The organism is Bacillus ectoiniformans, from assembly GCF_016908875.1.
Classification (GTDB): domain Bacteria; phylum Bacillota; class Bacilli; order Bacillales; family Domibacillaceae; genus Bacillus_BX; species Bacillus_BX ectoiniformans.
In genome coordinates, this window is record NZ_JAFBES010000009.1 from 38,779 (window position 1) to 53,032 (window position 14,254).

16 protein-coding genes and 1 riboswitch are annotated in these 14,254 nt (G+C 43.9%); of the genes, 1 reads left to right on the plus strand and 15 read right to left on the minus strand.

Going from position 1 to position 14,254, the window contains the following annotated elements; all coding sequences use genetic code 11:
* Nucleotides 1-20: 20 nt before the first annotated feature.
* The 13 genes from JOC78_RS12305 to JOC78_RS12365 are packed head-to-tail and all read right to left on the minus strand — an operon-like array spanning nt 21 to nt 11,136.
* Nucleotides 21-743: an ATP-binding protein gene (locus JOC78_RS12305; protein ID WP_204556333.1), complete on the minus strand. Its 723-nt coding sequence runs from the start codon at nt 741-743 to the stop codon at nt 21-23.
* Complete coding sequence (locus tag JOC78_RS12310) at nt 740-1,234, minus strand: ECF transporter S component (protein ID WP_204556337.1); 495 nt, start codon at nt 1,232-1,234, stop codon at nt 740-742. The genes JOC78_RS12305 and JOC78_RS12310 overlap by 4 nt, the downstream gene beginning before the upstream one ends.
* On the minus strand, nt 1,231-1,821 hold the full coding sequence (locus JOC78_RS12315) for a cob(I)yrinic acid a,c-diamide adenosyltransferase (protein WP_204556343.1): 591 nt from the start codon (nt 1,819-1,821) through the stop codon (nt 1,231-1,233). The genes JOC78_RS12310 and JOC78_RS12315 overlap by 4 nt, the downstream gene beginning before the upstream one ends.
* Nucleotides 1,818-2,264 (minus strand): bifunctional adenosylcobinamide kinase/adenosylcobinamide-phosphate guanylyltransferase, encoded by a 447-nt coding sequence (locus JOC78_RS12320; RefSeq protein ID WP_204556345.1) that lies wholly within the window; start codon nt 2,262-2,264, stop codon nt 1,818-1,820. Before JOC78_RS12320 ends, JOC78_RS12315 begins: the two co-directional genes overlap by 4 nt.
* The gene (locus tag JOC78_RS12325) at nt 2,216-2,842 is read right to left on the minus strand and encodes a histidine phosphatase family protein (RefSeq protein WP_204556347.1); all 627 of its coding nucleotides are present in this window, start codon (nt 2,840-2,842) and stop codon (nt 2,216-2,218) included. The genes JOC78_RS12320 and JOC78_RS12325 overlap by 49 nt, the downstream gene beginning before the upstream one ends.
* Nucleotides 2,800-3,597: an adenosylcobinamide-GDP ribazoletransferase gene (locus tag JOC78_RS12330; protein WP_204556349.1), complete on the minus strand. Its 798-nt coding sequence runs from the start codon at nt 3,595-3,597 to the stop codon at nt 2,800-2,802. Before JOC78_RS12330 ends, JOC78_RS12325 begins: the two co-directional genes overlap by 43 nt.
* The gene (locus tag JOC78_RS12335; RefSeq protein WP_204556351.1) at nt 3,594-5,099 is read right to left on the minus strand and encodes a cobyric acid synthase; all 1,506 of its coding nucleotides are present in this window, start codon (nt 5,097-5,099) and stop codon (nt 3,594-3,596) included. The genes JOC78_RS12330 and JOC78_RS12335 overlap by 4 nt, the downstream gene beginning before the upstream one ends.
* A complete protein-coding gene (locus JOC78_RS12340) occupies nt 5,096-5,683 on the minus strand; it encodes a bifunctional adenosylcobinamide kinase/adenosylcobinamide-phosphate guanylyltransferase (protein ID WP_204556353.1) in 588 nt (195 codons plus the stop codon). Before JOC78_RS12340 ends, JOC78_RS12335 begins: the two co-directional genes overlap by 4 nt.
* Nucleotides 5,662-6,738: a threonine-phosphate decarboxylase CobD gene (gene cobD, locus JOC78_RS12345; protein ID WP_204556355.1), complete on the minus strand. Its 1,077-nt coding sequence runs from the start codon at nt 6,736-6,738 to the stop codon at nt 5,662-5,664. Before cobD ends, JOC78_RS12340 begins: the two co-directional genes overlap by 22 nt.
* Nucleotides 6,713-7,675 (minus strand): adenosylcobinamide-phosphate synthase CbiB, encoded by a 963-nt coding sequence (gene cbiB / locus JOC78_RS12350; RefSeq protein WP_204556357.1) that lies wholly within the window; start codon nt 7,673-7,675, stop codon nt 6,713-6,715. Before cbiB ends, cobD begins: the two co-directional genes overlap by 26 nt.
* A complete protein-coding gene (locus JOC78_RS12355; protein ID WP_204556358.1) occupies nt 7,672-9,144 on the minus strand; it encodes an adenosylcobinamide amidohydrolase in 1,473 nt (490 codons plus the stop codon). Before JOC78_RS12355 ends, cbiB begins: the two co-directional genes overlap by 4 nt.
* Nucleotides 9,141-10,202 carry a FecCD family ABC transporter permease gene (locus JOC78_RS12360; RefSeq protein ID WP_204556359.1) on the minus strand — a complete coding sequence of 354 codons (1,062 nt, stop codon included), beginning with the start codon at nt 10,200-10,202 and terminating at the stop codon, nt 9,141-9,143. Before JOC78_RS12360 ends, JOC78_RS12355 begins: the two co-directional genes overlap by 4 nt.
* Nucleotides 10,165-11,136 (minus strand): ABC transporter substrate-binding protein, encoded by a 972-nt coding sequence (locus JOC78_RS12365; protein WP_204556360.1) that lies wholly within the window; start codon nt 11,134-11,136, stop codon nt 10,165-10,167. The genes JOC78_RS12360 and JOC78_RS12365 overlap by 38 nt, the downstream gene beginning before the upstream one ends.
* A 248-nt stretch (nt 11,137-11,384) precedes the next feature.
* A riboswitch (cobalamin riboswitch) is annotated at nt 11,385-11,569 on the minus strand.
* Nucleotides 11,570-11,877: 308 nt separating this feature from the next.
* On the opposite strand from JOC78_RS12365, the gene JOC78_RS12370 reads away from it, so the two are divergent.
* Nucleotides 11,878-12,060, plus strand: a complete 183-nt coding sequence (locus JOC78_RS12370; RefSeq protein WP_204556361.1) for a hypothetical protein — start codon at nt 11,878-11,880, stop codon at nt 12,058-12,060.
* Between the two features lie 35 nt (nt 12,061-12,095).
* Here JOC78_RS12370 and bioA read toward each other — a convergent pair whose 3' ends face one another.
* Nucleotides 12,096-13,463, minus strand: a complete 1,368-nt coding sequence (gene bioA / locus JOC78_RS12375) for an adenosylmethionine--8-amino-7-oxononanoate transaminase (protein ID WP_204556362.1) — start codon at nt 13,461-13,463, stop codon at nt 12,096-12,098.
* The gene (gene bioD, locus JOC78_RS12380) at nt 13,441-14,172 is read right to left on the minus strand and encodes a dethiobiotin synthase (protein WP_204556363.1); all 732 of its coding nucleotides are present in this window, start codon (nt 14,170-14,172) and stop codon (nt 13,441-13,443) included. Before bioD ends, bioA begins: the two co-directional genes overlap by 23 nt.
* Between the last annotated feature and the right edge of the window lie 82 nt (nt 14,173-14,254).

Consider the following 14,254-nt stretch of genomic DNA (forward strand, 5'->3'; position numbering starts at 1 on the left):
GACATCATATCCTCTGAAAGCTATTGTACGGTTTTAATCGTCATTGGATGAAAGAAAGTCCCAGCTAACCGGAAAATCCTCTTCCTTTCTTCCGGTTCATACCCTATGATAAAACAAGTGCTCGGGCCAGCAGATTTATTTAAATCCAATTCACACTCTATACCCTCGATTCGCAAATGCTCTTGTCCGGTCATCGACTTCAATTCTGCATAAATACCTTTTGAACCTACCGGCATGATACTTCGCACACCTTTTGTTTTCAGAAGCTTAATAAATAAAGACAGCGGAGCGATAGACTGCTGCTGTTCTTTCACTTCAGAGCCACACAGGGGTTTTCCGATTACCGCAAAGTGAAGATCATCAGTCACCCGCTCATAATAGCCGGTCTCTCTCGTTCCCATCACGACCATGCCTGTAGCCGACTGAGCCATAACAAAATTCGTTTCTGAACTTCCGGTAATCGGAAGCTCAGAGAAGCCTAATTGCATTGCAGCTTTTCTTACACCTTCGCACAACTCGCCCCAGGCCTCTTCTCCAGAGAAATTATGTATGACGGCAGCTGTCAGCTCTCCCCCTGCCGCTAAACACTCCATAGCCGCCACTCGAAAGCTGTAATAACCGACTATTTCATAGGAAGCTTGGATTTGATCCGCTTTCTTCATTCCAATCGAACCGCTGTTATCAGCTGCTATAATAATTTCTTTCTCAGAGCTCAGTGGCAAAGTCAGCACATCTCGTTTCATACTTTTACTTCAAACGACTGGTCAAATTTTTGAAAAATCGGCATTAGCCTTGGCAAAGCGATCCACGCGAGTACTCCGTTCATAAAAGAAGCAAGGAAAACAGCTGGAACTAAGCCCACATAAAATTCCGCTCCAAAAAACAGGATGAATGGTGCCGGAGCAACAGCACTATTTAAAAAAATAAACACGCCAACCGCGATTAATTTATTTCTCGTTTGATAAAGCTTAGCAAATAGCCAAAGGATAGCTGCCATTTCGACAGCAATCAATACGTGAAATGGACCAAGCGGCATACCGCCAACTAAGGCCGAGACGAGATGCCCCATTCCCGCAACAAGCGCACCTGGCCCCGCCCCCATCAGCCCTGCTGCAAGCAAGGCAGGAAATGAATCAAGCGCCACACTCGACACCACTGCCGGAACTTTTATCATGCCCCCTATGACGGATAAAGCAACAAAAAGAGAAAGCCAGCTTAACCTTCTAGTATTCACTGATCTTTATTCTCTTTTCTTTTTCCACCTTTAAATACGTCGGCACTGCGAATGTATTCGACATCCTTGATATTTAAGCGGAAGTTTATCACTCGCGCAATGGCAAAGAAATAGTCGGACAGGCGGTTTAAATATTGTAAAGTGACAGGGTGAATCTCTTCTTCTACCTTCATCAGTTTCACGACTAAGCGTTCAGCACGGCGAGTGACCGTACGGGCTATGTGAATGGAACTCGATGCTTTCGAGCCGCCTGGCAGAATAAAACGCTCAAGCTCCGGCGCTTCTTTAATATACACATCAATTTTCTTCTCAAGCTCATCCACAGAATCCTGCTGCAGCTTCCAGCCTTTCTTACCCGAAACCGTAGCTAAATCGCCTCCGCAATCAAATAATTCATGCTGGATGATTTCTAAGTCCTCTAAGATATCTTTAAAGATCAGCGGATCCAATTCAGCGACTGCCTGACCGACAAAACAATTCGCTTCGTCCACTGTTCCATACGCCTCTACCCGCAGATCGTCTTTATCCACTCTTCCGCCGATAATACTTGTTTGTCCTTTATCCCCTGTTCGTGTATATAATTTCATTTTTCTTCCTCCTCATTTTTAATGATTTGCGGCAAACCATACCAAATCTGACAGACTAGATCAGCGGATTCCGCTGTATCTTGAAAGCACCAGCCCACCGCATCACGCCACATCCGGTCAAATGAATTGGCTGGTACAATTCCTTTCATCATATCTGTCCCAATCAAAATAAGTCTGCGTTCCTGATGCTCGCGTTCCCAGTCTATCCACTTTTGAAGATCGATCTTCCATTGTTTTCGGGCGGCATCGGCATTCTCACATTGCTCAGCCAAGCGTCGCACATAGCGCTCAATGCCCTCTAAAACAACAATGTTTGCTGACCATTCTGCCATCGGTTCAGCTGTGTAAAAAGAATGCCACATATGCGCCTGTTCTTTTAATTGATAATTCTCAATCACCCACTGTTTTTTCCCATTGAAGGCACCGCCTGTAACGAAGTGCACCTCTCACCCCTCCTTAACTTCTCTAGTGATCCGGAGAGTTCATATCCTTGGCCATTTTTTGAAGGCCACTCCCAAAAAGATTTCTGTTCTGGAGCAAATTGAGTTAATAAGTGGCGTATGACGCCTCCGTGAGTGACGATTGCCCCTTTTTTTATCCCATGCCTCTCCATATAATCCAGCCACTTCTGCCAAGCTCGATTAATCCTTTCATGGAATTCGCTGAAGTGTTCACCATTTGGCAGCGGACTTGTAAAAGGGTCGTTCACCCATGCTGCATATTCCTTCATATGCTTTAATTCATCATGCACTTTCCCTTCCCATAGACCGAAATTCATTTCTCTAAATTCAGGCCAGAGATCAATATCTTTATTAGAAAAAAGGATCGCCGCCGTATCTTGGCATCTGCTAAGATCACTTGCAATTACTTTTTCATAGGCAGGGAGATGACTCTTTATCGCACTAAGCTCTTTTTTTCCTTGTTCACTTAACACTGAATTCGTCCAGCCGCTGAAAGCCTTTCGTTCATTATCTGTTGTTATGCCATGACGGTAGATACCAATAACCACACTGTCATCCATAAGATCGTTTCCGCTCCTTCCAGACCAGCACCTAATAGATCCCCGGTAATTCCCCCGAAGTGTTTCATGATACTCGAGCGAACATAGAGATAATATAACCACATGACTAATAGAAATAAGCAGTATAAAATGAATGTTCCGCTAGACACCCAATAGAGCAATCCGCCTGCCGCAAGCCACATACTATATGAATAACCTAAGAACCGATCTCTGCCTTTTTGAAAAAAGTGTGCAAGCCCATTCTTCTTAGCTGATGGCAGACCATTTAACAGAATTCCCATTACCATCTGGCTTAAAAATGGGATGGCCATGATCAATAGTGCCAGGCTGCTTTCACCAAAGGACACGATTTCGTATATAAAAACATACCGGGCCGCCAGCAGAATGATGACACTTAATACTCCGAAAGCTCCAATGCGCGGATCCTGCATGATTTCAAGCCTGCGCTCACGGTCCCGATAGGAAAAAAAAGCGTCGCTCGCATCCATCCAGCCATCTAAGTGAAGCCCTCCTGTCATTAGAATCGGCAAGAGCCATAATACAAAAGCCGTACTAACTGCTGATAGCGCTGTCCACTCTAACAACCCCCAAAAAGCACTCGCATATATACACCCTTTCACGAGCCCCAATAACGGGAACAGCCGCAGTGCCGCTCTTAATTGAACAGGTTCCATCGGCAGCGATTGGCGGATAGGCACGACCGTAAAGAATTGAAAGTTTAATAATAACCCATTAATATAAGAATTCCCTTTCATCTCACGGTATCCTTCTTATCCTCTTCTATAATTCCAAGAAACCGCTCCCAATTTAAATGCTTCTCTAAATGTTCGGCAATCTGATCAAAGGCATTTTGTTTATCACGGTTCACTTGGCTAGAATGGAGCGGAAGCCCTTTTTCCTGTCTGATCCGATTCAGCCAATCAGATCGAAAGCTGTCGCTATGGAATACGTGATGTAAATAAGTCCCTATTATTCGGCCATCCGGTGAAGCGTACCCTTCTCCACTGCCGTCTTCACGTACTATAAAAGGCGGGCTGGAGTGAAGAAGCGTCTGACCCATATGAATCTCAAATCCTTCCACAGGAATTTCATTTCCAGTGACATGAGAAGGAACCTTTCCTTTTACTCGGATCGTAGTCTTATCACTATAAAACACGGTGTATGCAGGAATTAGACCTGCACCTTTCTCAATCCGCCCAGCCATACCAGAATCATAGCCATCAGGATCTGTTAAGTATTCCCCAAGCATTTGAAACCCTCCGCATAGTCCGGCAATGATTCCTCCGCTTTCAGCATATTGCTGAATACAATTCATGAGTCCGCTGTCTTTTAAGAAGGCTAAATCATGAAGAGTGCTCTTTGTTCCAGGTATGATCAAAGCATCGGGGGCGCCAAATTCTTCTGCCTGCTGCACCCAGCGGATCGAGGTGTCTTCTTCGTATAGAAACGGCTCGATATCACTGTAATTTGATAGGTATGGCAATTGAATCACTGCCACATCAATAGGTTTTCGCACGTTTGCATGAAATCGTTCGGCAAGAGACAGCGAGTCCTCTGCTTCTAAGTGATGATCAGGTAAATATGGCAGAATGGCGAGTACAGGAATTCCCGTCCGTTCTTCGAGCCAAAGCTTTCCATCTTCAAAAAAATGAGGATCTCCATGGAATTTATTAATAATAATCCCTTTCACACGGGAACGTTCTTGTGGCTCCAATAATTCAAGTGTGCCAATCACACTGGCAAATAAACCGCCACGATTAATATCAGCTGTCAAAATGACCGGAACATCCGCCATTTCAGCGATTTTCATATTGACTAGCTCTTTCGTCTTCAAGTTCATTTCAACAGGACTGCCTGCTCCTTCAATCACAAGAAAACGATTCTCTTTTTCTAGATAATGAAGTGATTCAGTAATGACTTTCACCGCTTGTTCGTAATATGTTTTCCGATAAGCCAATCCAGAAACAGTATCCTTCCTCTCGCCTAACCAGACAATTTCCGATTGGCCATTCGCAGAAGGCTTTAACAAGATCGGGTTCATTTCCGGAATGGCTTCCAGCCCGCATGCTTCTGCCTGCAGCCCTTGCGCCCTTCCGATTTCTTTCCCGTCAGCAGTAACATATGAGTTGTTGGAGACATTTTGTGATTTAAAAGGCACCGGATGAAATCCTTTTTGCTTCAGCAGCCGGCACAGCGCTGTTGCTATAAAGCTTTTCCCCGCATCAGAAGCCGTTCCTTGTATCATGACACCCTTCATTCTGGATCCCCTCCTTTCAAAAGCAGCCGCTGTCCATATTCAACAAGGAACACTTGATTGGACTGCCTGACTAAATATTGATGAAGCTCGCCCAATACTTTTGCGTAATAAAAGACAAGTGGCGTTTCTAATGCCTCATAGCTCAGTTCATTTGAAACAATTACTATACTTCTCGTTCGTTTTCTCAGCTTGTCGATGGCGCCTGTGATTCGTTCTTTTAAAGATTGCTGAAACATTGGGCATGCCCATTCTTCCTCTGGCACCGCTTCATCAAACCATTCATTCGTCAACCAAGTCGTCAGACAGTCGATTAAGAGTACGTCACTCGCCTTAAAGTGTTCTGCAAGTGAGGCGAGGTCATCAGGCTGCTCAACCGTCAGCCAGTTTCCTTGCGATTTATATCTCTGAACCTGGTGGTGCCGGACTCTCTCAGACATTTCCGAATCCGTCACTTTTCCGCAGGCAATATAGTACAGCTTTCCTTCGCTTGGCAGGGTTTCTCTCTGTGCCGCTTCTTCCGCCATCCGGCTTTTGCCGCTCCTAACCCCTCCTGTCACAAATATTAATTTCGCTGTTGTTTCCATAACGAAAGCGCCTCTTTCAGACAGTTATTTTCTGCTTTTAACTTCACTGCCGCACGCAGCCATCTGCCTTCAAGTCCCGGATAATTATAGGTGTGCCGCAGAACAATTCCTTTTTTCAGTAAAAAAAGAAATAGCGGCTCTTGATCTTCTATTTCAGGATCTCTCATAAGGTAGTAATTCACTTCTGAACGGGTGTATTCGAAGCCCTGTTCTGTGAAAAATTCGTACATTTGCCGCCGCTCTTCCTGAATCATCTGGCGGCTATGTTTGACATAATCAAGATCTTTTAATGCTGTTTCAGCTGCTTGTAACGCCACAGCATTGACATTCCAATGCGGAAGAAACCGAGAAATCTCAGCTGTTATTTCTTTGCTGGCGAGCATATAACCGATTCGGAGCCCAGCAATGGCATACATTTTGGTTAGAGAACGGAGAAGAATTAAATTCGGATAGTCGGTGAGATAAGAAGTGAGGGAGCCCCGGTCAGCAAAGTCATAAAAAGCTTCATCAATCACGACAAGGGTTTGCCTAGTCTTTAATTGATGGCATAGTTCTATTAGTTGTTTCGACTGAAAGGATAAGCCTGTTGGATTATTAGGCGAACAAATAAACACAGCTTGGATCTGACTAGCCTGTTCAACTATTTCATCAATAGGCAGCTCCCAATTATCTATTGAAACATGCACATATTGAGTCTCGCAGCCATATGTCTGACATGCGGCTTCGTACTCTGCAAATGCTGGCTGAACAATTACCGCGCGCTTATTACGCAAATACTGTCCAAGAAATTGAATAATTTCTGCGGCGCCGTTTCCGAGTACGATCTGATCAACATTTACACCGTTTTTTTCCGCCAGCAGACGCTTTAAGCTTGCACCTTCAGGGTCAGGGTAATCTTCAGCAAGCGATAGCCAAAATGACCACTCGTTTTTAATCGATGAAGGAGTGCCTAAAGGGTTCGTATTCACACTAAAGTCGATCATCCTCTCTGGCTTTGAAAGATGAAGTGATTGATATAGAGCAGCCGGATTAGATCCATGAGCCGGCAAGTTCATATATGATGCCTCCTATCCACATAAGTAATAAAAAAAGCAGCGAAGTCCTCTCCATAATTGTAATGGACATGAGAATATGGCTGGCTGATTTATGATGATCCCCGTTTCCCATGCGAGCCCGGTCTGAAACTCTGTTTCCATATGTATTGATACCGCCAAGCTCGATTCCTAATAGACCAGCAACAGCCGCTTCTCCCCAGCCGCTGTTTGGACTCGGATGTTTAGGGGCATCCCTTTTGATGATCTGCCATACCTGCCCTTTTTTATACGGGCTTTCAGGATATGACCACAGCATCACCACAGCAGTGAGCCGTGCAGGCAGCCAATTGACCGCATCATCCAACCTGGCAGATGCCCAGCCGAATGCCTGATACTTCTCGTTTTGATAACCCACCATGGAATCACACGTGTTTATTGCCCGATAGATCATGGCAGCAGCACCGCCTCCGATCAGAGCCCAAAATAACGGAGCCGTTACGCCATCACTCGTATTTTCCGCCACAGTTTCAATCGCCCCTCTGGCAATCTCCGACTCATTCAAACTTGCCGTATCTCTCCCAACAATATAAGAAAGCTTTAGCCGGGCCTGTTCTAAATCGCCTGTCTGTAGCGGTTCATAAACACTAATACCTGCTTCTTTTAAACTCCGGCAGGCAATAGAAAAAAAGATCAATATGGCTTCCGCTACTATCCCTAGTCCGATATGAATGTGGTAACTTGCTATAATGACAGAAATGCCGATGCCAAACACGGAGCCAAGAACGAGCAGCAGCATAAGCACGCCTTTTATCTTTAAAAAGGAGCCTTTATTCAGTCTGCTCTCAAGCCACTTAATCATAGCGCCTATGAATCTGACTGGATGCGGCCAATGGGGAGGATCACCAATCAGCCTGTCGAAAATAAAAGCTAAAGTTGCCGCTGCTATATGGGCAATCATTTCTCGCACCTTCTATTTTTACTTTTTTCCAGTGATTCGATTGTACATTCGTATACGGCTTTTCCAATAGCTTGGCCGAGAGGGGAAATCGTGCCGGCAAAAGCCTGCTCCTCTCCTCTTTGGGTCGCAGCAATTAACACACTGTCCGTAGAGGTTCCGGTTGCTAAAGAACCTGTCAGCGGATCTTTGACCCCTTTTTCAAACAAGGCTTTTACTTTGGCTTCTGTCGCCGTCATCACCGCTTGCACAAAGGCTTCCTCTGTCAGCCGCCCATTGGCAAACACCCAAGTGTTAATCGTTCCAGGCAGCATGGCTCGATCGTGTTCACATGCCCGGGAGACATCCACCGCATTTCCTACCCCTGCTGTAACCATCGCAAAAACAGAAGCCCCTTCATGTTCTACTAACCGAAATGCTGCCGTATCTAGAAATACAGCGGTCATCATACCGACTGTTTCATTGCAGTCAAACCCCTGCGCTGTTAAGAAGTCGTGCATCTCTTGTTTAAAATGATCATGATTGTAGTTTTTATCTACATGGCGATTGACAAAGCTTCGATTCCATCCCCAGCCGGCTCCGATCACTCCTGCAGATAGAGTCTTAAGCAAAATAGGCGAATTCAATGTAATCATTTCTTCTGATGTTTCCACTAACCCCTCGTCAATTTGAAAACAAACCTCATCCTGATTCGTTCTTTGCGGCAGAATGCTCATCTGCGGCTTTGGCACTTCGGGGTGCGGACGCTGGTGCACCTTTGTTTCATATACTGAATTGATATGCTCTTCCTTGACTATTTCACTCGGAATCCCAAGACCGTGCACCTGTCCCTTTTCGATCAATAGCAGCCGGTCGCAATAAAGAGAGGCTAAATTCAGATCATGGAATATAGATACAACTGTTAACCCAAGTTCTTTGGTCATTTTTTTCAATAAATCGAGTAAATCCTTTTGAAAAGATAAATCTAAATGGTTAGTCGGTTCATCCAACAGTAAGATTTCTGGTTCTTGGGCAAGAGCCTGAGCTAAAAAGACGCGCTGCCGTTCCCCGCCTGACAATTCCAAGAGCGAATGCTCGGCAAAGGTTTCTGTTCCCGTTTGCTGCATCGCCTTTTGCACAGCTTGTTCATCCTGATCTGACCACGCACGGAAGAAGCCTTTTTGGTGGGCATAGCGACCAAGAGATACCGTTTCTTTGACGGTATAAGAAAATTCGTGAGATGTCATTTGCGGAAGTACGGCCACTACTTTCGCCAACTCTTTAGGCGAATAATGTTTTAATTCCTTGCCTTTGATGTTAATGACTCCTTCTGAAAAAGGAACAATTCCGCTGACCATTTTTAATAACGTCGTTTTACCGCTACCATTCGGACCTAGAATACCGAAAAGTTCCCCTTGTTTCACGGAAAAAGAGACATTTTGCACGATAGGCTTGCTGCTGTAGCCTCCAAAGAGATGTTCGACTGTAATCATGCGGTTCCTCTTCCTTTCCTTTGTTTGCGAAGCAATATAACAGCAAAAACCGGCGCGCCAATTAAAGAAGTAATAATGCCAATCGGCAATTCTGTCGGTGAAATAATGGTTCTTGATACGAGGTCTGTTAAGATAAGAAAACCTGCACCAATTAAGACAGATAGCGGCAGCAGATGCCTATGGTCAGGCCCCCATAGGATTCTTATTAAATGGGGAATAACCAATCCGACAAAACCAATCGTTCCAGATACAGCAACCGCTGCCCCTGTTAAGATAGAGCCAGCAAGAAGGACAATCAACTTTTTTCTTTGAACATTCACCCCAAGATGCTGGGCTTTTTCTTCTCCAAATGACATCGCATTTAACTCGGGAGCATGAATAAGCAGAAGCGTCACACCTGTGAGAAAGAATGGCAAGATCAACTGAATATAATCCCACCCTCTCATTGACACACTTCCTAACAGCCAGCCGATAATTTGACGAAGTTCTTCTCCTGTCAAGGCAATCATTAAGGAGATTAATGCGCCTAAGAAAGAACTGAAGATAATTCCTGTTAAAATAATCGTTTCTACTTTCAGCGATTTTTCAATACTTTGAGCGAACAACAGAACGATAAAGATGGTTAATATGGAAGCGCTTATACTGATAATCGGCAGAGTAAAAGATCCAAACCACGGCAGAGACAAGTGGAAGAATAACACCATTACTGCCCCGACTGATGCACCTGAAGATACGCCAAGTGTAAACGGATCAGCCAAAGGATTCCTCAGTAGCCCTTGAAAAGCAGCACCCGCTACAGCCAATGAAGCTCCCACCAGCCCGGCAAGCAGGACCCTCGGCAGCCTGATTTTCCAAACAATGTTGTCAAAAGTCGGGTTCACTCCGTCCAATCCTGTGCCTAATAAGTGATGAGATAATAAGAAAGCGATATCTCGAAACGGAACGTGAATCGTTCCGATCGAGATACCGGCAAATCCAGCTGCTATTAAAAAGGCGAATGCCCCTGTATAAGCAAAAAGTTTATTTTGTAAAAACGTCTGGATAGATGGCTTTAGCAAGTTCTTCTACTCCTTCAACAAATCGCGGGCCAGTGCGTGTGACAAGGTCAGAGTGAACATCATAGACCGCTTTGTTCTTTATCGCCGGAATGTTCTCCCATCCTTTGCGGCTAAGTACTCCTTCCACTGGCTTTTCTGTGTAATAGCCATACGTCGTAACAATAACGTCTGGATTGCTCTGAATCACAGCTTCTTCTGTCATTGCCACCCATCCCTTTTTGTCAGCCGCAGCATTTTTCGCATGAATTATATCCAGCATTTCCTGCATGAATGTCTCGTTTCCTGGTGTATAGATTTCTGGTGCGGGAGAGACCTCGACGAAGACTTTCTTTTGATCTTCTTCTTTAATCGTCTTTGCTTTCTCCTCAATATCAGCCAGATCTTGTTTCATCTCTGACACTGCTTTTTCTGCTTCTTCTGTTTGCCCAGTCGCTTGGCCAATCATTTCAAATGATTGATAGACCTCTTCAAAATCTGCCGCATCATTGACTACTAGAACATCAATTCCCGCTTCTTCAAGCTGCTTTAATCCTTCTTTACCGCTAGATAGATTCAGTTCATGAGCTAGAACTAGATCGGTTCCCAGTCCAATTACTTTTTCGACGTTGAATTCCATGCCCCCAACTGACTCTTTTTTCGACACTTCTTCAGGGTAATTATCATTATCTGTTACTCCAACAATCTCATCACCCAAACCCAATTCATAGGCAATTTCTGTATTGCTAGGCGTAAGCGAAACAATTTTCTCCGGATCTTCTTCAATCACTACATCCTTGCCTGTTGCATCCTTAATGGTGACAGGAAAGGCTTGATTGCCCTCTTTTGTTTCAGGTGCTTTTTCTTCTTTCTTAGGTGCAGCTTTCTCTTCCCCGCAGCCTGCTAATACACTTGATGCCAGCATGAGGGATAAAATCGTTGTCATTGTCTTTTTCATTATTCATTCTCCTCTTTCATTATGTATAGAATAAATCTTCGCCTCCCTTTATCCTTTTGTATGGATAAAGGTGAAAAGATATTCTTTTGCAGTCAACTTGTCTGTTACCATGTTCCACCCGAAATCGGTAAACGGCAGGCTTATTTCCCAATAAAAAAGCACCTCTACGAATAGAGATGCAGTGTGAAAGAGTTCAAGAAAAGACTGATAAATTAGCTCTTTAACACCACCCTATCCTCGTAGGTAAATCGGTGCGTAAAAATCAGGCAGGTCTCCTGGCTCATGTTCATTGCAGCGTGCGCCTTCCCATACGTTTCGTACAGTGGCGGTGGCACGTTGCTCCCATTTACAGTGGCGGGACCGCGTTGGATTTACACCAACTTCCCTATTAAGAAACTGCTTGACGCAGATTCACCTGATTTAACGAATATTCAATTAGTGCAGCTAGAAGTGATCACTTTAAAAGTATTATACATGAAAATTGCCGCACTGCCAGACTATTTTTTCGAAAAATTTTAAATTTATGATACGATTATTAGTTATTGAACAATTTAAAGGCCATCCTTCCTCTCCTGTAAACCGTTTGCTTCAACACTCTAACTCCACTTCATTTCTTAAGGTAAATTACTATTCTTATATAACAATAAACCTTGCATTTTTTGTTATAATATTGTGAATGTTTAAGTTATAATAAAAGTGGAAGAATGTTTTATAAGATCTGTTTTGAAAGGAGCTGACAGTATGGATTGGGTAACAGTGATCGGTTTAGCCATTGTCCTTGTATTTATTGGCGCATTTATTATTTATTTTCTCAGAGGAGCCCTGGACTCAACTGACTCCCATCGAGTAGATAAACATCCGGGAGACCTTGAGGATGACAGCTATTTGAACCACCGAGATCCTTCTCACGATGAAAAGCTATAAATAATAAAAGCAGCGGGAAATTCCCGCTGCTTTTATTATTTCCCTGCTGTTTCGGGCGCATGAAGACTAGTTACTTCTTTAATGGCTGTCTCCATGATCTTCGCCATTTCAGTCAGCTCTTGATAGCTCGCCGCTAAAGGCGGCATAAATACCACGACATCCCCAAGCGGCCTTGTCAGCATACCTAATTCACGCATTTTCAATGTTGCTTTATACCCTACTCGCTCCTCCCATGGAAAAGCTTCTTTCGTTTCTTTATCTTTGACCAGCTCAATTCCGCACATCAGCCCCAGCTGTCGAATATCTCCCACATGAGGAAGCTTTTCTAACTCTTGCAGAAGCTGCTCCACGTATTCAGCTTTCTCTGCCGCTTGCTTTACTAATTGTTCATTCTCAAATATGTCTAAATTCGCTAGCGCAGCTGCACACCCTAACTGATTTCCAGTATACGAATGACCATGGAAGAATGTTTTCATCTCTGAAAACTCCCCATAGAATGCTTTATAGACTTCTTCAGATGTCATAGTAGCCGCTATTGGCAAATATCCTCCTGTGATCCCTTTAGCTATGGTCATGATGTCCGGTTGGACGTTTTCATGTTCAACCGCAAACATTTTTCCAGTGCGTCCAAAACCCGTCGCCACTTCATCCACCACAAGTAAAATACTAAACTCTCGGCACAAGCTTTCGAGTGCTTTTAAGTAGCCCTCTGGCATAACGTTCATTCCGCCGGCCCCTTGAACCATGGACTCGACCATCATTCCAGCAATCTCTTCATGCCTATCTTCAAACAGTTCTCTCAATGCTGTAAGCGATTCTTGTTTCACTGTTTCTGCATCACTTGACGGATGACGGTATGCAGCTGGAAACGGCACATTGTAAGATTCAAACATAAGCGATCCGTAAACTTTGTGGTACAGATCAATGGAGCCGACGCTAATTGCACCGACTGTATCGCCATGATAGCCATTCGCCAGCGTAACGAACCTTTTCTTCTTATCGTTACCTTTGTTTTGCCAGTATTGATAAGCCATCTTTATGGCAATTTCTACGGATTCTGCTCCGCTGTCAGAATAAAAGACGCGAGTTAAATTGTCTGGGGCAATTTCCACCAGTTTCTCCGCTAGCAAAATAGACGGAACATTCGCTGCCCCTAAAAGTGTTGAATGGGCAATCTTATCAAGCTGTGCCTTGATCGCCTCATCAATTTCTTTTCTGCGATGGCCATGCACATTCAGCCAAAGGGAGGAATAGCCATCTAAATATTCATTCCCATGAATATCCTTTAGTTTAATTCCTTCTCCACTTTCAATAATTAAAGGCGCCTCTTCATAATCCTTCATTTGTGTAAAAGGCAGCCACATATGCTGCTTGCTTATATCATACAGTCGCTGTGTATCCATGATTGATCTCCTCCTTGATTTTCTCTATGTTCCATTTTGCTGTCAGCTTTGTTCGGAAGGCAGCATCTGCTAATTGTTCTTCTATGTTTTCTATGTAAGGAATCGTGCCAATAACCGGGACGCCAGATAGTTTTTCAATCATAAGTCTGTTATCTGCTTCTATCTCCGGATCTTCAAGAACTGTGCTCGAAAGAATAATGCCGGCAATAGTCACTTTTCTTTTCTTCAATGCTTCCACTGTCAGCATGGTATGATTAATCGTTCCGAGACTTGCTTTGGCTGCAATAACGACAGGGAACTTTAGCTCTTCTATTAAATCTACTATGCAGTACCCCTGCCTGTTTAACGGAACAAATAATCCCCCAGCTCCTTCTGTCAAAAGCAGACGATTTGGTTTTAATTGTTCTTGTATGTCTGTTTTTAACAAGTCCACCTCAATTTTAGCCCCTTCTTTCTCGGCAGCTAAATGCGGAGAACTGGCTTTTTTATACAGACAAGAAAACATTCTTTCATTCTGTAAACCTGGCAACACTTTATACTGCTCCACATCCGGAGCGACCCATTGACCGTCTCTTTCTTCTGCACCGCTCTGCACGGGCTTGAAAGGAAATATATTCACACCATGCTCCATGAAACAATGAGTCAATAGTACAGTCGCAATTGTTTTTCCAGCATCAGTATCCGTACCTGTCATAAATAGTCCTTGCATTTTATGTCCTCCTCACAAGATTATTTGTTAACTATATTAATAAAAATGTTAACATATAAAATTCTTTTAAACAATTAAAATG

Bases quoted from the DNA above. Each gene is read 5' to 3' on its own strand.
- JOC78_RS12340 (WP_204556353.1), bottom strand. From the start codon at position 5,683: ATGGAAACAACAGCGAAATTAATATTTGTGACAGGAGGGGTTAGGAGC.
- JOC78_RS12370 (WP_204556361.1), top strand. From the start codon at position 11,878: ATGGATTGGGTAACAGTGATCGGTTTAGCCATTGTCCTTGTATTTATT.
- JOC78_RS12355 (WP_204556358.1), bottom strand. From the start codon at position 9,144: ATGATTACAGTCGAACATCTCTTTGGAGGCTACAGCAGCAAGCCTATC.
- JOC78_RS12335 (WP_204556351.1), bottom strand. From the start codon at position 5,099: ATGAAGGGTGTCATGATACAAGGAACGGCTTCTGATGCGGGGAAAAGC.
- JOC78_RS12315 (WP_204556343.1), bottom strand. From the start codon at position 1,821: ATGAAATTATATACACGAACAGGGGATAAAGGACAAACAAGTATTATC.
- JOC78_RS12330 (WP_204556349.1), bottom strand. From the start codon at position 3,597: ATGAAAGGGAATTCTTATATTAATGGGTTATTATTAAACTTTCAATTC.
- JOC78_RS12365 (WP_204556360.1), bottom strand. From the start codon at position 11,136: ATGAAAAAGACAATGACAACGATTTTATCCCTCATGCTGGCATCAAGT.
- cbiB (WP_204556357.1), bottom strand. From the start codon at position 7,675: ATGATTGCCCATATAGCAGCGGCAACTTTAGCTTTTATTTTCGACAGG.
- JOC78_RS12325 (WP_204556347.1), bottom strand. From the start codon at position 2,842: ATGGATGACAGTGTGGTTATTGGTATCTACCGTCATGGCATAACAACA.
- bioA (WP_204556362.1), bottom strand. From the start codon at position 13,463: ATGGATACACAGCGACTGTATGATATAAGCAAGCAGCATATGTGGCTG.
- bioD (WP_204556363.1), bottom strand. From the start codon at position 14,172: ATGCAAGGACTATTTATGACAGGTACGGATACTGATGCTGGAAAAACA.
- JOC78_RS12305 (WP_204556333.1), bottom strand. From the start codon at position 743: ATGAAACGAGATGTGCTGACTTTGCCACTGAGCTCTGAGAAAGAAATT.
- cobD (WP_204556355.1), bottom strand. From the start codon at position 6,738: ATGAACTTGCCGGCTCATGGATCTAATCCGGCTGCTCTATATCAATCA.